This is a genomic window from Nostoc mirabile CHAB5784, from assembly GCF_020829645.1.
Lineage (GTDB): Bacteria > Cyanobacteriota > Cyanobacteriia > Cyanobacteriales > Nostocaceae > Nostoc > Nostoc mirabile.
This window is the reverse complement of the sequence record NZ_JAIVFS010000002.1, coordinates 273,365-299,518: the sequence shown is the minus strand read 5'-3', so window position 1 is coordinate 299,518 and position 26,154 is coordinate 273,365. Positions and strand designations below refer to the sequence as shown.

At 41.6% G+C, this 26,154-nt stretch carries 25 protein-coding genes; 14 read left to right on the top strand and 11 right to left on the bottom strand.

Annotated features, from left to right (window positions below):
• Positions 1–179: 179 nt before the first annotated feature.
• Positions 180–1,151, bottom strand: coding sequence for a YegS/Rv2252/BmrU family lipid kinase (locus tag LC653_RS03295; RefSeq protein ID WP_229492561.1), 972 nt, complete (start codon positions 1,149–1,151; stop codon positions 180–182).
• Positions 1,152–1,340: 189 nt separating this feature from the next.
• On the opposite strand from LC653_RS03295, the gene LC653_RS03290 reads away from it, so the two are divergent.
• From LC653_RS03290 to LC653_RS03280, 3 genes are all read left to right on the top strand, one after another.
• The gene (locus LC653_RS03290; protein WP_229492560.1) at positions 1,341–1,760 is read left to right on the top strand and encodes a lysozyme inhibitor LprI family protein; all 420 of its coding nucleotides are present in this window, start codon (positions 1,341–1,343) and stop codon (positions 1,758–1,760) included.
• A gap of 89 nt (positions 1,761–1,849) precedes the next feature.
• The gene (locus tag LC653_RS03285) at positions 1,850–2,134 is read left to right on the top strand and encodes a Uma2 family endonuclease (protein ID WP_372478096.1); all 285 of its coding nucleotides are present in this window, start codon (positions 1,850–1,852) and stop codon (positions 2,132–2,134) included.
• Positions 2,135–2,521: 387 nt separating this feature from the next.
• On the top strand, positions 2,522–2,809 hold the full coding sequence (locus tag LC653_RS03280) for a Uma2 family endonuclease (protein ID WP_504828422.1): 288 nt from the start codon (positions 2,522–2,524) through the stop codon (positions 2,807–2,809).
• Positions 2,810–2,869: 60 nt separating this feature from the next.
• Here the strand turns inward: LC653_RS03280 and LC653_RS03275 are convergent, their stop codons facing one another.
• The 3 genes from LC653_RS03275 to LC653_RS47180 all read right to left on the bottom strand — a co-directional run bounded on the left by LC653_RS03275 (position 2,870) and on the right by LC653_RS47180 (position 4,705).
• Entirely contained in the window at positions 2,870–3,436 is a 567-nt protein-coding gene (locus LC653_RS03275) for a Uma2 family endonuclease (RefSeq protein ID WP_229492559.1), read from the bottom strand.
• Between the two features lie 395 nt (positions 3,437–3,831).
• Positions 3,832–4,338 carry a hypothetical protein gene (locus LC653_RS03270; protein WP_229492558.1) on the bottom strand — a complete coding sequence of 169 codons (507 nt, stop codon included), beginning with the start codon at positions 4,336–4,338 and terminating at the stop codon, positions 3,832–3,834.
• 139 nt (positions 4,339–4,477) lie between these two features.
• Positions 4,478–4,705: an alanine-zipper protein gene (locus LC653_RS47180; protein ID WP_372478095.1), complete on the bottom strand. Its 228-nt coding sequence runs from the start codon at positions 4,703–4,705 to the stop codon at positions 4,478–4,480.
• A gap of 185 nt (positions 4,706–4,890) precedes the next feature.
• On the opposite strand from LC653_RS47180, the gene hemC reads away from it, so the two are divergent.
• From hemC to LC653_RS03235, 6 genes are all read left to right on the top strand, one after another.
• Positions 4,891–5,862 (top strand): hydroxymethylbilane synthase, encoded by a 972-nt coding sequence (gene hemC, locus LC653_RS03260; protein WP_229492556.1) that lies wholly within the window; start codon positions 4,891–4,893, stop codon positions 5,860–5,862.
• Positions 5,863–5,993: 131 nt separating this feature from the next.
• Positions 5,994–7,433 (top strand): glycogen synthase GlgA, encoded by a 1,440-nt coding sequence (gene glgA / locus LC653_RS03255; protein ID WP_229492555.1) that lies wholly within the window; start codon positions 5,994–5,996, stop codon positions 7,431–7,433.
• Positions 7,434–8,177: 744 nt separating this feature from the next.
• Complete coding sequence (locus LC653_RS03250; RefSeq protein WP_229492554.1) at positions 8,178–9,380, top strand: acyltransferase family protein; 1,203 nt, start codon at positions 8,178–8,180, stop codon at positions 9,378–9,380.
• Positions 9,381–10,044: 664 nt separating this feature from the next.
• Positions 10,045–10,662, top strand: a complete 618-nt coding sequence (locus tag LC653_RS03245; protein ID WP_229492587.1) for a phycobiliprotein lyase — start codon at positions 10,045–10,047, stop codon at positions 10,660–10,662.
• Entirely contained in the window at positions 10,663–11,217 is a 555-nt protein-coding gene (locus LC653_RS03240) for a hypothetical protein (RefSeq protein WP_229492553.1), read from the top strand.
• Between the two features lie 394 nt (positions 11,218–11,611).
• Complete coding sequence (locus LC653_RS03235) at positions 11,612–12,379, top strand: phycobilisome rod-core linker polypeptide (RefSeq protein WP_229492552.1); 768 nt, start codon at positions 11,612–11,614, stop codon at positions 12,377–12,379.
• Positions 12,380–12,553: 174 nt separating this feature from the next.
• Here the strand turns inward: LC653_RS03235 and LC653_RS03230 are convergent, their stop codons facing one another.
• Positions 12,554–13,570, bottom strand: coding sequence for an RluA family pseudouridine synthase (locus LC653_RS03230; RefSeq protein WP_372478094.1), 1,017 nt, complete (start codon positions 13,568–13,570; stop codon positions 12,554–12,556).
• A 482-nt stretch (positions 13,571–14,052) separates the two neighbouring features.
• Between LC653_RS03230 and LC653_RS03225 the strand changes: the two genes are divergently transcribed.
• Positions 14,053–14,784, top strand: a complete 732-nt coding sequence (locus LC653_RS03225; RefSeq protein ID WP_229492551.1) for a DUF8692 domain-containing protein — start codon at positions 14,053–14,055, stop codon at positions 14,782–14,784.
• A gap of 31 nt (positions 14,785–14,815) precedes the next feature.
• Here LC653_RS03225 and LC653_RS03220 read toward each other — a convergent pair whose 3' ends face one another.
• From LC653_RS03220 to LC653_RS03210, 3 genes are all read right to left on the bottom strand, one after another.
• Positions 14,816–14,977, bottom strand: a complete 162-nt coding sequence (locus LC653_RS03220) for a DUF952 domain-containing protein (protein WP_229492550.1) — start codon at positions 14,975–14,977, stop codon at positions 14,816–14,818.
• Between the two features lie 69 nt (positions 14,978–15,046).
• Positions 15,047–15,427, bottom strand: a complete 381-nt coding sequence (locus LC653_RS03215) for a KGK domain-containing protein (RefSeq protein WP_229492549.1) — start codon at positions 15,425–15,427, stop codon at positions 15,047–15,049.
• Positions 15,428–15,650: 223 nt separating this feature from the next.
• Positions 15,651–17,168 (bottom strand): thioredoxin-like domain-containing protein, encoded by a 1,518-nt coding sequence (locus tag LC653_RS03210; protein ID WP_229492548.1) that lies wholly within the window; start codon positions 17,166–17,168, stop codon positions 15,651–15,653.
• Between the two features lie 415 nt (positions 17,169–17,583).
• On the opposite strand from LC653_RS03210, the gene LC653_RS03205 reads away from it, so the two are divergent.
• Positions 17,584–17,784, top strand: coding sequence for a hypothetical protein (locus LC653_RS03205; RefSeq protein WP_229484543.1), 201 nt, complete (start codon positions 17,584–17,586; stop codon positions 17,782–17,784).
• Positions 17,781–17,969: a hypothetical protein gene (locus LC653_RS03200; RefSeq protein WP_229484542.1), complete on the top strand. Its 189-nt coding sequence runs from the start codon at positions 17,781–17,783 to the stop codon at positions 17,967–17,969. The genes LC653_RS03205 and LC653_RS03200 overlap by 4 nt, the downstream gene beginning before the upstream one ends.
• A gap of 294 nt (positions 17,970–18,263) precedes the next feature.
• Here the strand turns inward: LC653_RS03200 and LC653_RS03195 are convergent, their stop codons facing one another.
• Positions 18,264–18,695, bottom strand: coding sequence for an RICIN domain-containing protein (locus tag LC653_RS03195; RefSeq protein ID WP_229492547.1), 432 nt, complete (start codon positions 18,693–18,695; stop codon positions 18,264–18,266).
• A gap of 110 nt (positions 18,696–18,805) precedes the next feature.
• On the opposite strand from LC653_RS03195, the gene glsA reads away from it, so the two are divergent.
• Entirely contained in the window at positions 18,806–19,720 is a 915-nt protein-coding gene (gene glsA / locus LC653_RS03190; RefSeq protein ID WP_229492546.1) for a glutaminase A, read from the top strand.
• Here glsA and LC653_RS03185 read toward each other — a convergent pair.
• A complete protein-coding gene (locus LC653_RS03185; RefSeq protein ID WP_229492545.1) occupies positions 19,697–21,502 on the bottom strand; it encodes an ATP-binding protein in 1,806 nt (601 codons plus the stop codon). The genes glsA and LC653_RS03185 overlap by 24 nt on opposite strands.
• A 107-nt stretch (positions 21,503–21,609) precedes the next feature.
• Positions 21,610–23,250, bottom strand: coding sequence for a hypothetical protein (locus LC653_RS03180; protein ID WP_229492544.1), 1,641 nt, complete (start codon positions 23,248–23,250; stop codon positions 21,610–21,612).
• A 543-nt stretch (positions 23,251–23,793) separates the two neighbouring features.
• On the opposite strand from LC653_RS03180, the gene psaA reads away from it, so the two are divergent.
• Positions 23,794–26,052 carry a photosystem I core protein PsaA gene (psaA, locus tag LC653_RS03175; protein ID WP_229492543.1) on the top strand — a complete coding sequence of 753 codons (2,259 nt, stop codon included), beginning with the start codon at positions 23,794–23,796 and terminating at the stop codon, positions 26,050–26,052.
• Positions 26,053–26,154 lie beyond the last annotated feature (102 nt).

Below are 26,154 nucleotides of genomic sequence, written 5' to 3'. Positions count from 1 at the left end.
GAGAACCCCATAAATAAATTTAAATTTAGGGCTACTGAAAGGTTGGACGCATTATTTCTTGTGTTACTTGAAGCTCAAAATAAACATAAAACATTGAGCATAAATAAATTTGCTCTGAAACCCAAGGGGGGGAATTCCAACATCTTTCTCTCTTGCTCCCTGCTCCCTGCCCCCTGCCCTCACTCCTCCACTGTGTCTTTCATCTCAATAGTCAGATTAGGAAGTCCCTCTAGTTTTTCGGTAGGCTCAACTTCTTCTACTAATGGCACAAAAATGTTCAAACCTGCTGGTACACACTTAATTTCTACTGGTGTTGTGCCCATTATTTCACCATCTAGAACAACCTTTTGCGGTGGGTTAGTTGTAATTTTAAATTGTTTGGCTCGTAGAAAGCCAATATCATTCCGATCTACGGCGTTACCTGTAGAAGCCGTTTGGAATAGATGAAATGTAGCTGCGATCGCTCCTGCTTTGTTAGCTGGAGCTACAATCGTTAAATCTAGTAACCCATCATCATAAATCAAACCTGCTGGGCCTTGGGCTAAGACTGAAGTGGGAGGCGCGGCATTTGCTACTGTAACTGCACAGGCACTAGTTTTAATTATCCGGTCTTCTGTTTCAATTTCAACATCAAAGTTTTTTAAGTTTCTCAGTTGCTGAATTCCTGCCAAAACGTAGGCCATCATCCCAAAGCGATTCTTGGCGTCTCGGTCTGCCAATTGTACAGTTTCAGCTTCAAAGCCAATACCTGCCAAGAGTACCATTGGCTTATCATTGCAATAGGCTACGTCTACATGGCGGGTTCCTCCCTGCAAAATTGTCTGACAGGCATCTGCGATCGTGTCAGGAATTCCTAAAGCTGTGGCAAAAGCGTTTGCTGTTCCTCTAGAAATGATCCCAAATGGAATATCAGTACCCACTAAAGCCGTTGCCGCCGCCGAGAGAGTGCCATCTCCCCCCGAAGCAATGATTGCATCTACTCCCCTCGCTACAGCTGCTAAAGCCAGTTCGTCAGCGTCGATTTCTTCAGTTGTGAGATAAATATCTAGGTCAATTTCTGGCTCTAATATTCCCCGAATTTCTGCCAGTTCTATATCTGGGTCACCCTGACCCGCAACTGGATTGAAAATGAGGCAGGCGGAACGATTCATAAAATATAAAGGCTAAACTTAGATCACTAAAATACCAAATTCTTTTTAGCATTCTTGTGAGCTTTCGGCTTCCTTCTGGCGGCTGGTTTACCTTTTGTAAGAAGTTTAGAAGTCTTCTGCGTGGAACATACCAATGCTGACGCGTATTTTGGTATCTTTTGTCTATACCTAAACAATAATAATTTTGCCATGCGTCAATTATTACTAGTTTTGGCAAGTATTCTAACTCTCAGTAGTTTAAATACCCCCACCATGACAATAGCAGGCACAACGCCTGATTTACCAATGCGCTTAGTTCAAAAGCTTAACTGCAATAATGCTCAAACTCAAGCAGCAATTAATGAATGCACGAAGTTATCTTATCAAAATGTAGATAAAAAGCTGAATCGAGTTTATCAACAATTGCTATCTACGTTAGAAAGCTCTAGGAAACAGAAATTGATTGCTGCACAAGTAGCATGGATCAAGTTTCGAGATACCAATTGTGAGTTTGAGAGAAGCAGGTATGAGGGAGGAAGTATTGCCCCAACCATTTATTTTGGTTGTCTAGAAAATTCCACCAAATTGCGTACTCAACAATTACAGGAATATCTCAAAGCCGATCCTTAATTCGATAAAAATTGTTAATTTTTTTGATATTTACCAATTTTTCTGCATCCATTATGATGTGAGGTAAAATATGATAAAAAAGTGTTTCTATGACCGTAACTACAGCGAAGTGGACAATAGATGAATATCACCGCATGATCGCGGCAGGTATCCTAGATGATCGGCGTATGGAACTTCTAAAGGGAGAAATAGTAGAAATCTTCGCAGAAGGAGAACCTCATGCCTACTTTAGCAGTGAAGCCGGGGAGTACCTGATTCAACTTTTAGGCAATCGCGCCACGGTTCGCCCCAGTAAACCGATTACGCTTCCTAACAACTCTGAACCTGAGCCTGATATTGCTATTGTGAACTACCTACACTTAAGAGACGGGTAAGTGTAGGCTTCCCAATTCATTGAGAACAGCCATTTATTACTCCATAGCTTTATTGGTCTTACATTCCCTCCTCTTGTCAGGAGTCCTGGTTCCCAAGACCCAAATCAAAATCTTGCAACATATACCTTTTAGCTTGGTTTTCGCTTATGGCATTGATGGTCAAGTTGATTGTATTTTACCATACTTTGCTCGTTTCGTCGTTGTAGTCTTTCCGGTTTTCGCTACGCGAGAAATTTGGTGAGTCAGCGCGGTCTTGGGGGTTTCCCCCATGAGCGACTGACGAACCTCGAAGAGGTCAGACTACACTCCTCACCTCACGCGCAATTCATCTCACTCTTCCGATCAAGCGGTAAGATGTGAGCCTTATTGCTGTTAAAGGTAAAAAGATTGGGACGTGAATATTTAGAACATCATCCCTACCCTGAAAATATCTTCTGGTTGATCGAATATTCTGATTCTAGCTTATATAAGGACTTACAAATAAAAACTAAAGTCTATGCTGAAGTAGATATTCCTGAATATTGGGTAGTTAATCTTAGAAAGCGACAAGTTGTAGTATTTCGAGATCCTCAAGATGGAGAGTATGCCTCAAAAACAACATTAACTACAGGTACAATTTACCCACAAGCATTTCCAGATTTGGCTATATCAGTAAGTTCGATTGTTAACATTTAGAAATAGAAACTAAAAAATCTATTAATCCGATGATTTACAAAGAATTTTAACATGGCTTACTCACTCGGCTTTCATCTTTAACCAGCCAAATACCTGTTCTACTGTCAGTTCTAAATCAATACCATCTAGAACAGCCAACCTATCTGCTTTATGACAAAATTCTGGTTGTTGATGTGGTTGAAAAACAAGAACTGAGCGGTCATCGGTATCAATCAACCATCCAAGCTGACAACCATATTTTAGGCAGTGCAAGATATTGCTTGTAACGCGATTGGAACTCTGATCTGGAGAGAGAATTTCAATTGTCCAGTTGGGAGCAATTAGCACATCATCTACAGGTTCTCCGTTATCGTTAAACTCAATTTGTTGCCAACGAATAACCGCCACATCTGGAACAATTGACCGACCACCAAAAGTACAACGTAACTCTGGAAAAGCATAAGCGATTTGCCTCTCCTCTGTGACTTCATTAATCCCATTAATCAACTTAGCCTGAAGTCGGGAGTGGCGGGTTTTCGGCATTGGTTTCTGGCTAATTTCACCATCAATATAAATACTTGCAGGCTTTGTTTCTGGTAACTTCAGAAACTCCTCTAGGGTTAGGGATGCGGATTTTGCAACACTCATGACTTCTGCTATTTGGAAAGTCCTATATCCAATTTATCAACATTCGTCACTGGCTGGATACAAGAAGGCGATCGCCTGCCTATACATAGCACTAACTCAAAAGCACTCTACCAATAACTTCAAAGTACTTAGGACTTACGCAAGAGTTACGGAATAACGAACCACAGAGGCGCAGAGTACACGGAGAAATCAGAGTTTGAGAGATATTTTGCGTAAGTCCTAGTACTGCTTTTGCAACAACTCCGCAGTAACTTGATCTTGAACACATTGATCTACTGTCTCTAACGATAAATGCAATGACCTGACGATGAAGTTGAGTGATGCCAGTAAGCTTTGAATGCCCTACCAAGATATTGCGACCATCCGCTACATTTGATTTATCGAGTCGCCCTTCATCAAACATCTAAAATTCTCGCTTGATTATTTGAGACAGTAAGAATAGCTCCTCTAACCTTCTGCTGCATTCCAAGTGAATCAACTGACCAAGCCAAACCGTAAATCATATCGCCATTGACCTTTGGAACAGCTATTTGAAAGTGAGGATCACCAATTGTAAATCTGACTCCTTGCCAAATAGGCATAGCTCCAGGTATTGAATAGTTATTAGAATACGAATTTACAATAAATGCCATATCACCTATCTGTAAAGTTTGCTCTGAGTTGAATCTAAAACCACCGCTGTTGATAACTGTAAGCTGTTTATCAAAAAATAAACGCACTATGTAGTACATCGCTGGAGCTATAGATTCATTTGTTATGGCTGCATACAAGGTAATTGGCTTTGAGAATTCTTCATCTTCTTGAAATTCAATATCAACTACATTACTTTCAAAGAAAAATTGAAGTGATAAGTCAGGAGCATCAGCACGATTCCCAATATCTCGAACTTCATACTCCTCCATTGGAGTTGACTATCAGTACGATCGCACCCGTATATGGAAATCTGGGGAAATTCAGTTGATGAACCAACTTGCAACCCAAGTTGCGATCGCCATCCAACAATCAGAACTTTACAAACAGCTACAAACACTCAACGCTGAATTAGAACACCACGTTCAACAGCAAACTCAAGAGTTCGTTTTTAATGTCAGCAGACGCATTGGCATTGTCAGCAGATGCATTGGCATTGTCAGCAGATGCATTGGCATTGTCAGCAGATGCATTGGCATTGTCAGCAGACGCGTTGGCATTGTCAACGGACGCGTTGGCATTGTCAACGGACGCATTGGCATTGTCAGCAGACGCATTGGCATTGGAGGGTATTGCCAAATTTAATTCGCTACAAATTTAACGAAATGCTGTACCAAGTAGTATTGTTCGAGATTCCTCAAACCAGCTTTTGGTAAAGAATTGTAATCCAAAATCCAAAATCCAAAACCCAAAATTAGTATGAGTCCCTGACTACGGTAGTCTAGATGAGAGTGAATTTATCGCCTAGTTTGATATATTGTTTTATGACTTCAGTTGTTTCTAGTCCCCCACGCACTATTCGGATCGGTTCACGCAAAAGCCAACTTGCTCTGGTTCAAACCTACTGGGTACAAGAGCAACTCCAGAAAGCCTTTCCTGATATCACTTTTGAAGTCCACACCATGTCTACCCAAGGCGATAAAATCTTGGATGTAGCATTAGCTAAGATTGGCGATAAAGGACTTTTTACTAAAGAACTTGAACTCGGAATGCTCAATCAGGAGATTGACTTTGCGGTTCATTCTCTCAAGGATCTGCCGACTCACTTACCTGAAGGGTTAACACTGGCAGCAATTACTGAAAGGGAAAATCCAGCAGATGCATTAGTGGTGCATGAAAAGCACAAAGATAAACAAATTGATACATTGCCAGAAGGTGCAGTAATTGGTACATCTTCGCTGCGGCGGTTAGCACAGTTACGCCACCACTTCCCGCACTTTACCTTTAAGGATGTCCGGGGAAATTTGATTACACGGTTGGCAAAACTGGACGCAGGCGAATACGATGCCCTAATTTTGGCAGCAGCAGGGTTAGAGAGATTGGGAATGGGCGATCGCGTTCATCAAATTCTCCCCTCATATATCTCCCTCCACGCTGTTGGACAAGGAGCTTTGGGGATAGAATGCCGTGCTGATGATAGTGAAGTGCTATCTCTACTCAAAGCGATCGAACATCCCGAAACACGCGATCGCTGTCTCGCTGAACGATCATTTTTACGCTCTCTAGAAGGCGGCTGTCAAGTACCTATTGGTGTAAATACAGAAATATCTGGTGATAATTTGACCTTAACTGGGATAGTCGCTAGTGTAGATGGTCAAAAGTTCGTAAAAGATACCGTCACAGGCATTGCCAACAATGCCGAAGCGCTAGGCATAGAACTAGCAGAAAAGTTGCGGCAACAGGGAGCGCAAGAAATTTTGTCAGAAATTTTTGCAGTGATTCAGCGCGGTTCCTAAGCAATTGGGCAAGCCGATGTGATTAGATAAGAATTGATCGCCGTTGCACTCTCATACGTGCCAGACGCGACATATCGCGTTGGTCAGGATCATAGAGTTAATTTGACAATCTCAGGGAAGCAAAAATTACCATGCGGATTCTATTTGTTGCAGCAGAGGCAGCACCCATTGCCAAAGTAGGAGGAATGGGTGATGTTGTTGGGGCATTACCCAAATTTCTGAGAGAAATGGGGCATGATGTGCGGATATTCTTGCCTTACTACGGCTTCCTGCCAGACAAAATGGAAATTCCCTATGAACCCATCTGGTGGGGAGATGCGATGTTCCAGCACTTTGCAGTATACGAAAGTGTTCTGCCTGGTACTGATGTTCCCTTGTACTTATTCGGACATCCCGCCTTCATGCCCCGCCGCATTTATTCTGGAGAAGATGAAGATTGGCGGTTCACTTTGTTTGCTAATGGTGCAGCCGAGTTTGCCTGGAATTACTGGAAGCCAGAAATTATCCATTGCCACGATTGGCATACGGGGATGATTCCTGTGTGGATGCACCAAGATCCTGATATCAGCACAGTGTTTACCATTCATAATCTGGCTTATCAAGGGCCGTGGCGTTGGTATTTAGAAAAAATTACTTGGTGTCCCTGGTATATGCAAGGACACAACACAATGGCAGCGGCGGTGCAATTTGCCAATAAGGTAAATACAGTTTCGCCCACTTATGCCGAGCAAATCAAAACACCGACTTACGGTGAAACATTAGAAGGTTTGCTGTCCTTTATTAGCGGGAAATTATCTGGGATTATCAACGGTATTGATACCGAAGTTTATAACCCAGAAAATGACAAATACATTACTCAAACCTTCACTGCTGATACTTTAGATAAACGCAAGGCCAACAAAATTGCTTTGCAAGAAGAACTAGGGTTAGAAGTCAACTCCAAAGCCTTTTTCATTGGAATTGTGACGCGATTAGTGGAACAAAAAGGCATTGACTTGATATTGCAAATCCTCGATCGCTTCCTTTCTTATACAGATGCACAGTTTGTACTGTTAGGGACAGGCGATCGCTACTATGAAACTCAGATGTGGCAATTAGCATCCCGCTTTCCCGGACGCATGGCAACTTACTTACTGTATAACGATGCCCTGTCTCGCCGCATCTATGCTGGTACTGATGCTTTCTTGATGCCTAGTCGTTTTGAACCATGCGGTATCAGCCAAATGATGTCTTTACGCTACGGTTCTGTGCCCATTGTCCGCCGCACAGGTGGATTAGTTGACACCGTAAGCCATCACGACCCCGAAAATGCAGCAGGCACCGGTTATTGCTTTGACCGCTATGAAGCGCTAGACCTTTTCACCTGTATGATCCGGGCTTGGGAAGGCTTCCGTTTCAAACCGCAATGGCAAGAACTACAAAAGCGGGGCATGAGTCAAGACTTTAGTTGGTATCAATCCGCCAAAGAGTACGTGAAGTTGTACAGGTCAATTTACGGTTTGCCAGAAGAAGAGGAGACACCACAACCAGAGTTAGTTTTAAACGAAGCGATCGCTAATAGCAAGTCATAAACCTCTGTACGGGTGTACAGATGTATGAACCTAATTTTTGGGACTCATGATAGCATTGTTCAGATTAACATGATATCTGAAGATGCTAATCATGAGTTTTTTTTGTTTTTGAAAAAATTTTTTCTTTGTAAGTATCTAACACTGCTTTATTACTGTCACCAGATAAAAATCAGAAACCTTTGTTGTGATTAGTTTTTATACATGTAGGGTAGGGGTAGCTTGACTTCAGCAAAGCGCAACCCAACAAAGCCACGGAAATGTTGGGTTACCCTGCACAAAGCCTCTTTGAGTCTGCGTTCCTCGACCCAACCTACACAGTTTAAGATTTTTGGCGCTAGCTGAACCGTATTGGGTAGCCCGTGAGATTCCTGAGCTTTGCTTAAGGTATCTCATCTTTCTTATTTGAGTTTGATGAAGATCCTATAAACTTTTAAAAAAACTTTTTGTAAACTTGTAAGTATTCATATATAGATAATTGTATATTATTTGTTGTATTGAGCTAACAATTGTCCTTTTTATATTCTCCCTTGTTTTAAAGCTTTAACTAGGGAAATATTTTTCTATATAGCTCAGTTAATAACTCTAGAATATGAATTAATTTTGGCTTCTTTTGATGTCTTTGCACGTCTCTATATATACTTTTACAGTGGCACAGTTCGCCATTATAAGTGAGACATAAGACGTTGCATAATTTTGATTAATGATCCTCTATTATAACAATTTAGTGTTTGTTATATAACCAAAATGCAAGTAGAAAAAACTCAGACGCAGCCTATTTATAATATTTCTTCAATCAGGAATTTTCGATGGTCAATTCATCTTGATTTATTAAGAGGGCTAGCTTCTTTATTAGTTTTTCTTGGTCATATGAGACTTTTATTATTTATAGAATATTCAGAAATTAGTAATCCTAGTTTTTTGATAAAAAGGTTAAATTCATTAACAGTATTGGGTCATCAATCTGTAATGATTTTTTTTGTGCTAAGTGGATTTTTTATTTCATCTAGTGTAATAAGGAGAATTCAGCAAAAGCAATGGTCTTGGGTTAATTATTTAGTCGAGCGTTTAACACGCTTATATATAGTATTAATTCCTGCTTTATTGCTGTCTTCTTTTTGGGATTCTCTGGGTATAAAAATATTTGGTACTGGACAAGACAGCTTTTACGGAGAAAAGTTTCACAACGGTCATTTAGCCACTTATAAAATTTTGGAAAATTTCACATTTCAAAATGCTTTGGGAACTCTAGCTTTTGTGCAAACAATTTTTGTAGATTTATTTGGCTCAAATAAGGCAGTTTGGAGTTTAGCCTATGAATTTTGGTACTATATACTTTTTCCTTCAATCATCCTATTCTTTTGTATTAAATCCTTAAAAGCGCGTGTTTTCCACGCTTTTTTGGCTTCAGGTATATTATTAATGATTGGTTCGGAAATTAGAATTTATTTTCTGGTTTGGCTGATGGGAGCGTTAGTTAGTATATGTCATCCTTCTAAATATCTTAAGAACAAGAATATCCTAAATTTACTCATCATTTTGTCTATCCTAATCCTGTGCATTGCCTTAATAAGTGAACGTTTTATATCTAGCCCAAAGATAGCAGATTTTTTAATAGGAATTTCTACTGCTGTTATGATATATCTTTTAGTTAATAGTCGTAGTCAGATAACACAAGAGGGAGCATACGAAAAATTTTCTAAAGGTTTAGCAGGATGTTCATACACTCTTTATCTTGTCCACATGCCGATACTGTGCTTTATCAGAGCATGTGTAATTGGCGATCACCCTTGGGAGCCAGATATTTTGCACTTATTATTGGCACTTATTATAGTTTTATTTGTATTTTTATATGCGGTTGTAATCGCACATTTTACTGAGGCAAAAACAGACAAGTTTAGAAAACTAATCATGTCTTGGATAAACAATAGACGTTTAAATCAGGCTTAACTGTATTAATCCCAATCCCTGTAGAGATACGATGAATCGCGTCTCTACTCCTATTAATTACTCGTAGCTTTTGCCTTAATTAACCAGTCACCGAAGAGGCAGGGGGGAAGGGAGCAGTTCTTGCTGGGGGAGCAAGCCCTTACCTTGAGCGTGGAGCAAAGCGAAACACAGGTACGTTCGCAAAGCGTCTCGTTGGCGCAGCCTAAGAAGAGAAGCCCCGTCCTTCTTTGTCCGCTTGAACGCAAGCCGCGAGTACAAGCTCTGTCTCAGTTTTTCCCCTAAGCTTTGCGCCCCCTGCTCCCTTGCCTCTTTTGACCATCGTTAACACATTACCGACCAGACTGCTCTTTTAAGCAGTCTAGCGCTACTAATAAACTTGGATGAGCGTCCAGTAATTGCTCTAAGTAAGGTTGAATTTCTATAGAGATAATTTCACCACTGGGGAGGCCAGCATCTAAAAGCATAGGTAATCATCGCAACCGAAACACCAGAGATACAGGACAACGGGCATTTTCTGGGATTGCTTTGTAGTAGCGTGAATGAATCAGGTCTTGAAGCTGACCACTAATCGCTGTAATGTTTAGAATGTTTATATACCAAAAACTTAAAACAAAAGCTCGTAAAACATCATCCGCAGGGGTAATAAGTAGGAGTCAGAAGATTGATAAACGCAATGGACTTTTTTCAGCAAAGTGCTGGTAAGTGGCGATCGCAACGTGCAACTCATCACCTGCCCTTTAAGCGCTCAGAAACAGGAGAATCGGATATACAGGTAGAGACTCTGGATGCCAATCATCCAGAAATCATTGAACTGTGCCAGTATCATCAGATTGACCCCAGCCTGTCAGTAGGTGGGTCACGGGTGCGTTGGCTAGGCACAATGGCTTGGGATAGAGAAAATGACGAGAACCATCAAGGGAAAACCATATTTGCGATCGTGCCTGATGGCGATAACCCCAGAGCTGGTAAATTACTCCGTGAAAGAGGCTACGCCGAAATTATGCCTGTAGTCGGTCTTTTTCACATGGATGATGAAGATGGGCTAGTGTTGACAACTGAATATGAAACAATGAGTTCCATTGAGAGATTCTGGTTTGCCAGCCCAAATATGCGACTGCGAACCAGTACAGTGAAACGGTTTGGCGGCTTCAGCACTGCATCATTTTGTACTGAAACCCGCATTGAAACTTCTGTTGAGGTTTCCAAACCAGAAGAAGCTACAGAAAGACAAGGGCCTGATGTTCTGGAAAAAAGACAGTTTTATTCAGTTTTGGGCTGGTGAATGATTCTTAAGCAGATCGATGCTTTTACTCGTGGCCAAGATTATCTGCATCGGGTACGGGGGTTTGCCCTAGAACCGGGTATGGTGGATGTGTTCGATAACGTGCGCGATCGCATCCCCATTTGTACTTGGATTGGCGATAATATTAACACCGTTAACGCTCAGATCAACACTTATCTAAACCTTTGTCATGAGTGCTTTCATCCTCAAGAGCGTCGCCCCATCCAAATTTTTGCAGTCCCCATAGCTCAATCCTTCGGCATCGACGGGCTATGCAACATTCTCACAAACCCAATCACTATTTTGGTAGATGTTGGTCGAGTTGCACCTAGAGACTGGTTTGGTGTAGTCATCCATGAATACGCCCATGCCCATCTAGGAGACTTTGGTCATAATCAGCAGTTTGCTAGCATCCTATGTCATTTATGTTTAGGACTGGGATTGGAATCTCCCAATTGGGAGGCAGGGATGGAAGCAACTTTGCGTAGCTGGCCTTACTGTAAGTCAACCATAGATCCCCTTGAATTTTGGATAGGTCAAGGGAGTAGGGAGTAGGGAGTAGGGGAGACAAGGTGACAAGGTGACAAGGTGACAACAGGTGAGAACTTGCAACAAGTCTTTCCCCTTGTCCCTAATTCCCCATTCCCCATTAATTTCTTTTGCTACATGTTAAAAAATATTGCTTTATTTCAAAAAGGTGAAACTAAATCTTCTAATCTGAAGTATGTGAACAAAGTTTTTTAGGTAGTTATTAGGCTGAAAGCCGCACTCCCTTTATAGATTAGCTATGGGTTGAGTCCAACAAGCTAATCCTTGTTTTTCGGAATAGTTAAATTCCCCTTAGTTAAGTTTCGTGAAATTTTATCAGAATCTGAAGTTCTGATACAACTACTCCCTTAATATGTGATCTAAAGTTGTTAACTTTAATTAAGAACATGGAGGCTTTAGAGTGACAATTCCTCTGTTAACATACGACCCTTCAAGTCAAAACCAGCGTGTAGCTGCATACGAAGTACCGGGTGATGAACAGCCCAGGATTTTTTCTACAGACAATTTGCTTTCTCCGTCAGATTTAGATGTTCTGATCGAAGCAGCATATCGTCAACTTTTCTTTTATGCCTTTACTGCCGATCGCGAAACATTTTTAGAGTCGCAACTCCGTAATGGACAGATTACAGTGCGGGACTTTATTCGTGGGTTGGTACTTTCCAATACCTTTAAGAAAAGCTTCTACGACCTCAACAATAATTATCGCTTTGTTGAGCAAGTAATCCAGCGCGTTCTAGGACGCGACCCATACAGTGAGCGGGAAAAAATTGCCTGGTCAATTGTAGTCGCAACCAAAGGTATTAGAGGCTTTGTTGATGAAGTCCTCAACACTGAAGAGTACCTGAGCAATTTTGGAGACTCCACAGTGCCTTATCAGCGCCGTCGCATACTGCCATCCCGCGCTGAGGGTGAGTTGCCATTCAACATCAAATCTCCACGATACGAAGCTTACCACCGTGCCAAACTGGGTTTCCCCCAAATCATTTGGCAGGTCGAAGTACGCAGATTCCTTCCACAAGAGCAAAAGCCCAAGGCAGGCGATCCATCTCTATTCTTGTCTATGGCACAAAGTGTCAATGCGACTGGCAATACTCCACAAAGGATCTCGTCATTCAATATCGATATCGAAAAGTCTGTACCTTATCGGCAACTGGCAGGAATTAAATAACGATTTTTGTTCGACGGCTGTCTAGTACATCCATTTGATCATTTTATAGCGTGCATAAGTCTTGGGTTAGTTAGGAGTTTCATTTAGGTATAACTAGTGGAACAGACTCTATCCCATGTCTGATGCACGCTAGTTGTTTAAGGTGGATTGGGAATTGGGCATGGGGGATTGGGCTTAAAGTGCAATTCGTCTTTTTAACATCTCCAAGAGTTTTGTAAAATGGCTGGGAGGGTTTGCTGTCACCTCAATCAACTCTTCAGATATGGGATGCTGCAATTTTAGTCGCCAAGCGTGCAGTGCTTGACCGGGCAGATTTACCCTTACTGAATGACCAGAACTATAAACTGGGTCGCCAACAATAGGATGACCCATTTTGGCGCTGTGGACGCGAATTTGATGGGTGCGTCCAGTTTCCAGTTGGAAGTGGATTAACGTGAAGTTACCGAGGCGTTCTAGTACTTGCCAATGAGTGACGGCGGCTCGTCCGCCTTGTTCAACAGGCATAATAGCCATTTTCTTGCGGTCTTGTGGATGGCGGCCAATGGGTAAGTCAATTGTGCCACTTTCAACTTTTGGCGCACCGTAAACCACGCCCAAGTATTCTCTGCGTGCGGTTTTAGCTTTGAGTTGTGCTTGTAGGTGATGATGGGCAACTTCTGTTTTAGCGATCGCGATCGCCCCCGTTGTATCCTTATCCAATCGATGGACAATTCCCGGACGTTGGACTCCGCCAATTCCTGGTAAATTGGGGCAATGTGCCAATAGAGCATTTACCAAAGTGCCATCTGGATGACCGGGTGCAGGATGGACAACTAAGCCTGCGGGTTTGTTGAGAATGAGTAGCTGGTCGTCTTCGTAGAGGATATCTAAGGGAATATCTTCTGCAAGGAGTTCTAAAGGTTGCGCTTCTGGTATTTTGACAGTGATGCGATCGCCTAACTTGACATTGATCTTCTTAGATGTGCAAACTTTGTTGTTAAGTTGGACGTTACCCTGTTCGATTAACTGTTGGATGCGGGAACGGGATAAGTCTGGTAATTCTTGGGAAAGGTAACGGTCAAGGCGATCATTGCCTTTAGTGTTGACGCAGTGTATCGTATCCCTGAAGGGAAGTAAGCTAGACGCTGCATCCTCTAGCGGAGTTGACAAGCGTTCGCTATTTTCTTGGATTTGTAAATTAAATTCGGTCACAATTGCTCTGGATTATTAATTCCCCTTTCTTTAAGTAAAGCGCGGAATCATTTTAGTTGGGCTTCTGAACTTGCCTAAGTCAATTAATACACCATAATTCAGCAGCAAAATAGGCTTTATATCTTACTTTGGAACCTAGCTTGTGTACTGAACCAAGCTTAAATCTGCTGTAAACTTCACCAGAATATTCGCGCCGTTCGCGTAGCGTTAGCAAATCCTTGAGTGTATGACTCGCTAACAATGCTCTGTCTCTCTTAGGGTCGCTCTTTGGGCGTACCTTTAGAGGGAAGCAAGCTACGTCTAGCGTGGCGGAAAGTATTAATATAGATTTAATGTAGATTTAATGTAGTAAACTAGCAATTCCATTCACAAATCTAAGTTTTTCTTAGTGAAAGTTCTGTAACATTTTGCTCATATCATTTACGGGTATGAGATAGTTTTTCATTAATTGTTTTACACAAAGTAAATTACTCAATATTAGTATGCGGCAAGTATCAAGCTCTAGTGTAGAGTTACCAATTCATCTCTGTGCTAAAACAATTGCTCAACGTTTAATACTCACAGTTATCAGCCTGACCTTCGCAGGCGTTTTAAGTGGCTATTTTTGGCTCTCAGAGTTTCCCTTACCAGCTAGCAAATGGTTTTACGAACTATTTAGCCTTGATAGAGAATTGAATATTCCTGCTTGGTATTCCGCATTTTCTCTATTATTTTGTTCGGGATTACTTAAAGTAATTACTGTTATTAATAGGAAAGACCGTCATTTCTCTTACTGGAAAACCCTATATTTTATATTTGTATATTTGAGTTTGGATGAAGCATTTAGTTTTCACGAGATTTTTATCATTCCATCACTACGACAAGCCCTTAATCTCAATCCTATATTTTTCCAAACCTGGGTTATTCCTGGTGCGATTTTAGTAGCATTTTTTGCATTTAAATATCTAAAATTTTGGCTCGATTTACCTCCAAAAACTCGGTATTTATTTTTGATTGCCGCAGTTGTTTATGTGAGTGGAACATTAGGTATGGAAATGATAGGTGGACTTTTGATAGAATATTTTAATCGCCGCAGTTTCATAACGGTAATTGGTATAGTTATTGAAGAGTTTTTGGAAATGACAGGAATTGTGATTTTTATTTATGCACTGATAACTTACCTTAGCAGCTTGAAAGAAAGTATCAGACTGAAAATCTATATCTCTGATAAATAAATTCATCCTTGGGGGTAAGGCTCAGATGATTTTAATAAGCTCGCAGGTTCGCTAACGCAGTCAAAAAATATGGGTAATCAGAAAAATATTTTTGATTAGGAAAATAGTTATTAGCAACTTTAACTATTTGCGTTAATTTAGAACAGTGAATAAAGCCTTTAGTATCGAGTAAATCAGCGCGATCGCGGTGCAAATCTTTTGCTTATTCCCATTGTGGGCGTTTGGTAATGTGGAGGATAGTATTCATGTTTTTTTATCAAGGTTATTTTATCTCAATAGGTTCATCTGGATGAAATTCAAGACATACATTATTTGGTTTATGACTATTAGGATATATAAATATTTTAATTTCTAATTTGCCTTTCTGCCAACCTTTACCATCAACTTTAAGAACCTGACAATCTTTGACAGCATTTAGTTTAATTTCACTAAAGGGTATGGACTCGTCTCCAGCAGAGATACTGCCAAACAAACTACCAACTGAATCATTATTAATTTGAGTTTTATATGTACAAATTTCCTGACGCCATTTTTTTATAAATTGTCGTATAACTAACTCTCTTAGTTTACTTACTTTATAAGTATCATTCTCAAACAAAATGACATCATCTCCACAGTCTAGAGGAATGAATTTATTTTTCATACCAATATCTATACTGACAATTCAAAGTTGCCAGTCTATACTTACTACTAAATTATATTGGGGTTTTATTAACAGGAATTTAGTATAAATACTGAATAATGAACTGTAAAGAAACAATCTGAGCAGGATCAAGCGATCGCTCAATAACATTATTCTTTAAAATCTCACCCAAAGACGCAGAGTTTTTCTTTGCATTTTTGCACCTTAGCATAAGATTATCATTTTATAAATTCGGCGGAATACATACATCTGGCGCACACAACCCAGTAAATTGCAGTGTTGTCACCTCAAAGGTATCCAAATCTACGCAACGAATAGCATGGTTATTAGTATCAGCAATATATAAATGTGAACTCAAAACACTCAATCCCGAAGGTTCAAAAAACCGAGTGTTTTTACCCTGGCCATCTTGTAAGCCAGTAGTACCATCTCCTAAAACTGTTTGACAATTCCTTGTACTGGTACTCACTAATTTAATTTTGTGATTGTAAGTATCTGCTACCCACAGAAAATTTTCAGCGTATTCCACTCCTAAACAGTGCTGCAAACGAACATCTTCACCTTGTCCATCTACATCGCCAAAACCAAATAAACCCCCACTACCGCAAACAGTTCGCACTTGATACGGTTCTACAATTCCAACACTACGAATTGAACTAACTTCACTGTCAGCAATATATAATTCATTCCCATCTGTGCTAATACCGCTAGGTTGAGCAAAGGCAGATTCAGTAAGTGAACCATCAACGCAAGCTTCTACACCAATACCAGCATAAGTTTTCACAATGCTAGTTTCTAAATCCATTTCCCAAATTTGATGAGGCCCAGCCATTGCAATAAACAAGGTATTTCCCACTTTGACTAAATCCCAAGGAGAATTTAGCGCAGTTTCTAAACCAGCACCACCATGAGGACGGATATTGCGGCTTTGTTCACCAGTTCCTGTGATCGCTTCGACTACTTGGCGCTTCAAATCAACTCGCCGTAGGGTATGATTTTCTGTATCAGCAACATAAAGAATTTGATTTTCGGCATCATAAGCCATTCCCTGTGGTGCAAAAAACTGCGCTTCGTTAAAAGCACCATCAGTTAAGCCAGATTTTCCAGTACCAATCAACTGTAAAATTTCCCCATCAAAGCTACTCATAATTAGGCGATGATGTCCAGAGTCAGCGATGAATAAACCCGTTGGAGTAGCTAAAACTTTACCAGGAAAAGCTAAGGGTGTGATTAATGGTTGGCGCTGTTTTTCTAAAGTCAAGCTGACTTCTTGAAAATTAATTGTGCCTTTGTCTTGATGTTGCTGAATTACCTTTTGAATCAACTCGTCTAAAGTGTCACGATTTCTTTCACCAGAAATCTGGCCAATCACGTAACCTTCTGGATCAATAATTATTAACGTAGGCCAAGCACGCACAGCATACTCTTCCCAAACTCGAAAATTGCTGTCAACTACAACTGGATGTTCAATGTCGTAGCGCAGGATAGCTTGACGAATGTTTTCTGTTTCTTTTTCGTTGTCAAATTTGGCAGAGTGAATACCGATAACAGTAAGGCTATCTTTATATTTCTGTTCTAAATATTTCAGGTTTGGCAGAATATGCAGACAATTGATACAACAGTATGTCCAAAAGTCTAAAATTACTACTCTACCCTTGAGTTGTTTGAGAGACAAAGGTTTCTCGGTGTTGAGCCAAGAGTAATTTTGTGGTAATTCTGGCGCTCTGACACGGGGAATCATAAAGTATACTTTGCTCTTAAGGATGTTTATACCAATTTTCTGAAATAGATCGATGAAAAATAATGATATAACGCGATGTGCAACTTATTCTTAAAAGCCCTCTCCAAACCTCTCCCCGAAGCGCAGAGAGGCTTTAAGTCCAATACAGTTCAGTTAAGCATTTCTTCCTTCTCTCTGTGTTCTCTGCGCCTCTGCGGTTCGTTAAAAAAATTGACTTTCACAAAGAGTTTTAGCCTTAACTGAACCGTATTGGCTTTAAGTCTTGCTCCCCTTCCCTCTTAGGGAAGGGGTTGGGGGTTAGGTTTGAGAGAAAGTTGCACACCGCGCGATATATTCCCGTGTGTTGCTACTAGAGACTTAAACAAAACTAAACCGAAGTTTAATTCCAGGAGAATTAGATATTTAACCAGTAAATATGAAGTCAGAAACACGAAATGTATTATTACAAGCTTACGCACAATTACAAGAAATCATTGATAAATTGTACGAAGCTCATGACAGAGCAATAGCAAACAATGATTTTGATGATGCTAGCTTGCTGGCTAGTAGAGCAGATAGACTTTATGAAGAAGCAGAAAATTTGGAAATTGTGATTTCAGAACAGGAGCAAAGATGAAAACAATTGAAGAATTAAAGACTCGTATTAAGGAACTCAGTAAACAAGCTGTTGAACTCAGGCAAAAAGCATCTGAAGTGTATTTAACTAACCAAGAGCAAGCCAAACAGTTTAGGCAACAGGCAAGAGAAGCTAGCAAGCGCTGCCAAGTATTGATACAAGAGTTAAAACGCCAACAAGTTTAAAGTTAAAAACTGGCACTTTTCAAAGCTAGCCAGTTTTTAACTTTACATATAGAATGTTCTCGCTGATGGGGGTATTTTTGATTTTACCTGTACTTTGATGTTACCAAAAATACTTTTAAAACATCCTCTTAGATAAGAACTTCTCCGAGCGAAGAGGCTATGCGTAGCTTGCTTCCTGGTAGAGGTACGGTAAATACGCAGAGATTTAATAAGTAGTAATATTTTCCCTACAAATTTACGAAATCATCTACCTTAGCTCTGGGCGACTCATCCGGTTTAACTCAAGCAGTATTCTTAAAACCTTGGTTCCCATCGCCACCTCTGATCTGATCTGGCACCGGAACCGATGAATCCAGATAGTTCGCAATCAAAAAGTGCCAATAGCGCACCATTAACTGTGCCAGGATCTCCAGCTACATCAATGCATTTGTTGGATAATTTATTTCTGAGAAATCCTCCACGAATAAATTCCCATTTCTGATCTGTGGTACTACCGGAACCGGTAAATCCAGATAGTTCGCAATCAAAAAGTGCCAATGGCGCACCATTAGCTGTGCCAGGATCTCCAGCTACATCAATGCACTTGTTGGATAGTTCGTTTATTATAAAGAATCCCCCTACTTGTGCAATAGCATTTTGATTTTCTAGAATGCAAGTTGCTCCCCATAACAGCGACCCAACGAATCCAACTGCGATCGCTGTATGCTTTTTTAAATTAAGTTTCACAAATTTTTTCTCCTTGATCTCGTCTTTCTACGGTATTACAAAGCCTTGATCAGGTTCAGAGTATACTGTTAGTTACTATCTAATAAATGTACTTTTAGAAAATTTACACTTTGAAAGGACTTGACAAACTAACTACTACGGATTTATCAACCTGGGTGCAACTAGCTAAAATTAGGGCTAAACAGGGACAAGTTGCCGATCGCATTCCGCAATTAGCTAAAGCTAATCCTGGTTGGTTTGCAGTTCACATCTGCTGTAAATCGGGAAAAACTATCAGCTTCGGGCATACAGCTTGTGTTTTCCCGCTAATGAGCGTTATTAAGACCTTTTCCTTACTTTATCTGCTAGAACACTTTGGTGCAGAAACGGTTTTTGGGTGGGTTGGGGTGGAACCATCCGATGCACCCTTCAATTCTTTAGAGCAGTTGGTTGCCGATCGCGGCCATCCCCGTAACCCGATGATTAATAGTGGAGCAATTACTGTCGCTGATAAATTACCAGGAAAGGATGCTACCCAACGCACTTTTTTATTTTGTCAATGGCTCAACCAATTAGCAGGTTGCCAACTCAGCTTAGATGAGGTAATGCTGGCTTCAGTGCGATTAACCCGCTCAAAAGCCAATGAAGCGATCGCAAACTATCTTGCCGAAACAAGTCATCTAGAAAATTTGGAGACAGCACTTGACACTTATGAGCAAATATGCTGTATATCTGGTCGAGTTGAAGATTTAGCCCTGTTAGGAAAACTCTTAGCTTGTGAAAATGGCTATTTATCATCACAAAATCGCCGGATTGTCAATGCTGTGATGTTAACTTGTGGCTTATATGAAGCTTCTGCCCAGTTTGCAGTCAGAGTTGGTTTACCGATGAAATCAGGGATTGGTGGTGGACTTGTAGCAATAGTACCAGGTGAGGGAGCGATCGCTTGCTACAGTCCCACCTTGGATACGGTAGGAAATCCGGTAGCAGGGCTTGCCTTTGTTGAGGCTTTATCGCAAAAGTTAGAGTTGAGCATTTTCGGGTAAATGCTGCTTTTGAATGGGAAGAGAAATGATGAACTCAGTACCACTACCCACCTCAGATTTACACATTAGTTGTCCTCCGTGTTTCTCGACTACAATCTGATGGCTAATCGAAAGTCCCATACCAGTGCCAACACCTCTGGCTTTAGTAGTGAAGAACGTCTCAAAAATTCTTTCTTGAACATCAGGGGGAATCCCAGAACCATTATCAGCAATGCGAACAACTACCCAGTTTTTATCTTGAAGTTCAGTAGCGATCGCAATTCGTGGCTTGTCTTGAAGATTGTGCTGTTCCTCCAATGCATCAAGCGCATTATTGATAATATTCATGAACACTTGATAAAGCGAACTAGAAAAACCTTCAATGCTAGGAATCTCGCCGTACAAGCGCTCAATCGTAACGCCTTTTTTGATCCGATTATTGAGGATGAGTAGCGTACTATCTAGGCATTCATGTAGATTGACTGGATGTGCATTTACTTCATCCAGGCGAGAGAAGTTTTTCAAGCTTAAGACAATTTGTTGCACGCGAGCGGCACCAAACTTCATCGACTGCAAAAGTTTGGGTAAATCTTCTTCTAGAAATTCTGCATCAATTTCGGTGGCGTAAGCTTGCACCGCTAGAGGTGAATTAGGCACTTCTTGGCGATAGGTTTGTAGCAATGCTAATAAATCGTCTACATATTGAATAGCAGGATCTAAATTCCCATAGATAAAATTCACCGGATTATTAATCTCATGGGCAATACCAGCTACCATTCGTCCTAAGCTAGACATTTTCTCACTTTGAAGCAATTGGGCTTCTTGCATTTGCTGCTGACGAAAAGCTGCTGCTTGCTGTTCTTCCAGGAGACATTTAACTCTATGTAAAACTTGGTTAAATGCAATAGCAAGTATCCCAATTTCATCTGTGGTGATGACAGGTGCTTGCAGGTCAAAGTTAGATTCTTTAGTGACTCGCTGCGCCATATTCGTCAGTACTTCGATCGGATGAGTAATAGTTCGACTTGTTAATAAAGCTAAAAGAGTAGCAACTACCACTGACAACAGTATACTAGCAGCAATAATATAAATCCGTATTTGTGCTGCTGTCTTGAACGCAGTCGTCGCTGCTATTGATTCCTCATAGGAAGCCTTAATGATAGTAACCAATTCATCAGATATCCCGTCAAACTTGAGTGCTAATTCACTGTTGGTAAACTTCAACAGTCGTTTTTGGGCGATCGCAATTTTCTTTTCAGTTAAAGGCGATAGATCAAGTTGCTGAAATAATTTGTCAAGTTGCCGAATATAAGTTTGTGGTAGACCATCATAGGTTCGCAGAAGCAGAGGAATATTCTCAGTGTGGTTTCCGCCCGCATAATCAGCACTTTTTGCATATTTTTGGAGTTCAGACCAGACTTGCTCAATTTCCGGTGCATGTATATTAGTAATATGGGCGTATTCCTCTGTATACAAGTTTGGATATGGCACTAATGGAATGAGTTGCTGTTGGTGCGTCCGTGTCTGGAGAATACCTGTCTGGAGGCGATCAAGCAAATTGAGTTCCTTAAAAGCGTTTTGTTGCTCCTGCAACGCCTTTTCTTGATAGTGGTCTCCGAGGATTAATCCAATCGTGGTTCCTAAAATTCCAACACTGAGGGCAAGAGCATAGCCGCATTTAATTTTGTTACTAACACTTAGACCATTTGTAAGTCGTGAAAACAACCCTTTCGGGTTCGATTGTAGAGCAGCAACATCACCGGAAACTGCCTGAAAATTTGAACCTTGAGTCTGGGAAGCCATAGTAATCCTAAGTAAGCAATAATAAAAGCCAATCCTTACTTAGAATTCCCTAGTTGTTCTGCAAAATTAGAAATTTTACAACTTTATTGCTCCCGACAGTAAACGAGTTATTTAACTTCTACTTTTTCGGGTAACGGCGTTGATTCAGGAGTTGGCGTTACCTCTGGCTGTGGTTCTGGTGTTGGCGTAATTATTTCAGGTGCAGGAGACTCAATAATCTCTGGTAGCGTGGGTGGCAAACTAGGAGATGTCTCAACTGGTGCTTGTGGGGTGGAGAATTTGCCCGTCCGACGGTTGAAAAATCCGCCAAATCTAGGTTTTGTTGGCTGAGGTGCAACTTTTTCGGGTAACGGCGTTGATTCAGGAGTTGGCGTTACCTCTGGCTGTGGTTCTGGTGTTGGCGTAATTATTTCTGATGTAGGAGACTCGATAATCTCTGGTAGTGTAGGTGGCAAACTAGGAGAGGGCACAACTGGTGCTTGTGAGGTGGGGACTTTACCAGCCCGCCGGTTGAAAAATCCACCAAATCTAGGTTTTGTTGTTTGAGGCACAACTTTTTCAGGTAACGCACTTGATTCAGGTGTTGGTGTTACCTCTGGCTGTGGTTCTGGTATCGGGGACAAGGTGGGAGATGGTACAGCCGTTGGAACTTCCAATTTTGGTTGTTCTGGCTTGGTTGGCTCTGTTTCAGATTTTTTGGGAATTTCAGTTTCGGGAATCGGCTGTTTCTCTACCTTCGGTTGTATTTCGGGTGTTTTTTCAACAGAAGGCGTAGGTGTAAGTTTATAATTCGGGTCTACAATAGGGCGCACCTCATCTGCTGTGAGTTCTCCTCTGGTAATTCTCGACAAAGTGTCTTTACCCTTTGGCTGGTAGTCAATTAATCTAACTGTGGTATTAAAGGCATTTTTGAGAGGATTTCCTTGGTTATCGAGAAATTCTAGTTTTACCCAGTTTTTTCCGGGACGGAAGCCTTTAAGATAAACTGCTTGCCAGCGATCAAAAATAAAGCTTTCACCATTAATTGTGGAGCGAATGCGCCAATCACTGAATTCGTCGTTAGGGTTTTCCTTGCCGATGAGGTGCAGAGGAGCGTTAGTTAGGTAAAAGTCCAGTAAGATTGGTTCTGCTCCGTAGCTGCTTTGAGGACGGCTATAAGTTAGCAAAGGTAACTTGGGATCTGGATTGTTGTCGTCGGTTTTGGTGAGGACGTGAAATGTTGTTTGGGCATAAGCGCCTTCATTCTTAAAGCTTTCATGCCAAGGACGCGAGGCAAAGACGCGCAGGGTATGAGTACCTGGAGACAAGTCTGGCAAAACCAAGGGCTGATTCAGGTCGTAAACAGGAATATAAGGTTGGTTATCTAGAATTATGTGTAGATGGGGCCCTAGTTGTAATTGTGAATCCTTAAATATTGGTAGATCCTTAACCTGAAAACTGGCTGTGGCTTTGTTGTCTTGGAGAACTTCATCAGCTCGTGGAGTAACAATTGTCACTTGTGGCTGATAAACTTCCAAAATTGTCCGCAGTTCTTGGATAACAGATGGTGGGGAAACTTCCGAAAATTGCTTTGAAATTTGAGAAATCTGTGGAGGGTTTTCTCTATAGTCAGTAGATACTTTCTGGCTACTCACTTTATCGCCACAACTGGTCAAGCTTAATACCAGCACCAATGTTATTACCCACCTGAAAATCAGGAACCTCTCAGGGAGGAGCTTCTCTAACACCTTTTTCTGCCACGAGTTCATGCGTTGCACCCAGTGATAGTTCTTCGACAATTTACAGATTATTTTGGCTCAAACTGTCCATCTGGAACTATAGCCCAAAAGGTGAAATCTGCCTCAAATCCCATAATTTTTCTTGTGTATCTCCGGAAATTCTAAAATAAGTCATATTCTTTACAGCTTTTTACTTACAACAATGGAAATATGACACAAATGTTCATGAGTAATAGCAGCAAAAGCTGGAACATCGGCTTATACAGCCAAACTATAAAATTTGCAAATTGTTATTCTTTGTAAATTAAATCGATAATCTATTGACTTTTGGACAAAGGCTTTAAAGTTAAAAGGCAGTTAAGGCAGGAATTCCAGCAAGATTTCACCAAGTTTGAATTATTGTTAAAATATCTCCAACTATCTCCAACAAAGTACAAGTGAAGACTCTATAATTCAACGAGAAACAACAATCCACATAGGTCTTCATCGCGGCTTCAGCAAAATGGAATTTGCGGTAATGGTTAACTTTGTGGTATTCATGATTCCTCATTCCTTATCAAGAGAGGAGGTCGAATGACAATAAGTCCTCCGGAGCGAGAGGAAAAAAAGGCAAGAGTAATCGTCGATAATGACCCAGTTCCAACCTCATTCGAGAGATGGGCGCAACCTGGACACTTTGACAGATCCTTAGCCAGAGGTCCCAAAACCACCACATGGATTTGGAACCTGCACGCACTCGCCCATGATTTTGATACACATACAAGCGATTTAGAAGACATCTCCCGCAAGATATTCTCAGCCCACTTCGGCCACTTAGCCGTTGTGACCATTTGGTTGAGCGGGATGATTTTCCACGGCGCGAAGTTTTCTAACTACGAAGCTTGGTTAAGCGACCCGTTGCACGTTAGACCAAGTGCTCAGGTCGTTTGGCCCATTGTGGGACAAGACATTTTAAACGGTGATGTTGGCGGTGGTTTCCACGGTATTCAAATCACCTCCGGTTTGTTCCAAGTATGGCGTGGCTGGGGTATCACAAACTCCTTCCAGCTTTACTGCACAGCGATCGGTGGCTTGGTATTAGCAGGCTTATTCTTATTTGCCGGCTGGTTCCATTACCACAAACGCGCTCCCAAACTGGAATGGTTCCAGAATGTGGAGTCGATGCTGAATCACCACTTGCAAGTATTGCTAGGTTGTGGTTCCTTGGGATGGGCAGGTCACTTAATCCACGTGTCCGCACCGACCAACAAGCTTTTGGATGCAGGCGTTGCTCTCAAAGACATACCCTTGCCCCACGAGTTCATCTTGAACAAAGACTTGTTGACCGAGCTGTATCCCGGCTTTGCTGCTGGTTTAGCACCTTTCTTCACCTTGAACTGGGGTCAGTATGCTGACTTCCTCACCTTCAAGGGCGGTCTGAACCCAGTAACAGGCGGCTTGTGGTTAACTGATATTTCACATCACCACTTAGCGATCGCAGTTCTCTTTATCGTTGCTGGTCACCAGTACCGTACCAACTGGGGTATTGGTCACAGCATTAAAGAGATCCTAGAAAACCATAAAGGTCCTTTCACCGGTGAAGGTCACAAAGGTCTCTACGAAAACCTGACCACATCTTGGCACGCTCAGTTGGCTACTAACCTGGCCTTCTTGGGTTCGCTGACCATCATCATCGCACATCACATGTACGCGATGCCCCCCTATCCATATTTGGCAACTGACTACGCTACCCAGTTGTGCATATTCACTCACCATATTTGGATCGGTGGCTTCTTGATCGTTGGTGGAGCGGCTCACGCTGCGATCTTCATGGTGCGGGATTACGATCCAGTTGTTAACCAAAACAACTTGCTAGATCGGGTGATTCGTCACCGTGACGCGATTATTTCTCACCTGAACTGGGTGTCTATTTTCCTCGGCTTCCACAGCTTTGGACTTTACATCCACAACGACACAATGCGTGCATTGGGTCGTCCTCAAGACTTGTTCTCTGATACGGGGATTCAATTGCAGCCAGTATTTGCCCAGTGGATACAAAATATCCACGCCTTGGCTCCTGGTGGCACTGCTCCCAACGCCCTAGAACCAGTTAGCTATGTCTTTGGCGGGGGTATTTTGGCTGTTGGCGGAAAAGTGGCAGCTGCACCCATTGCTTTGGGCACAGCAGACTTCCTAATTCACCACATTCACGCTTTCACCATTCACGTCACCGTCCTAATTCTGCTCAAAGGTGTGCTGTTTGCCCGTAGCTCTCGTCTGATTCCAGACAAAGCAAACCTGGGCTTCCGCTTCCCCTGCGACGGCCCCGGTCGTGGCGGTACCTGTCAAGTGTCTGGCTGGGATCACGTATTCCTCGGACTTTTCTGGATGTACAACTCTTTGTCTATTGTAATTTTCCACTTCAGTTGGAAGATGCAATCAGATGTCTGGGGAACGGTAGATGCAGATGGTGTTGTGACTCACATCACTGGTGGTAACTTTGCCCAAAGCGCCATTACCATCAACGGTTGGTTGCGTGACTTCTTGTGGGCACAAGCAACACAAGTCATCAATTCCTATGGCAGCGCGCTATCTGCCTATGGTCTACTGTTCTTAGGCGCTCACTTTGTCTGGGCATTCAGCTTGATGTTCCTGTTCAGTGGTCGTGGCTACTGGCAAGAACTGATTGAGTCCATTGTTTGGGCGCATAACAAACTGAAGGTAGCACCAGCAATTCAGCCTCGCGCTCTGAGCATTATTCAGGGTCGGGCTGTAGGGGTAGCTCACTACCTCTTGGGAGGAATTGCCACAACTTGGGCGTTCTTCCATGCACACATCCTTTCAGTAGGGTAGCAATCAGCTTTCTACAAGTTAGGAGTTAAAAGTTAGGAGTTAGGAATGAAGTTAGGAGTTAGAAGTTAGGAGTTAGAAATAAAAATTGAAAACTCATAACTG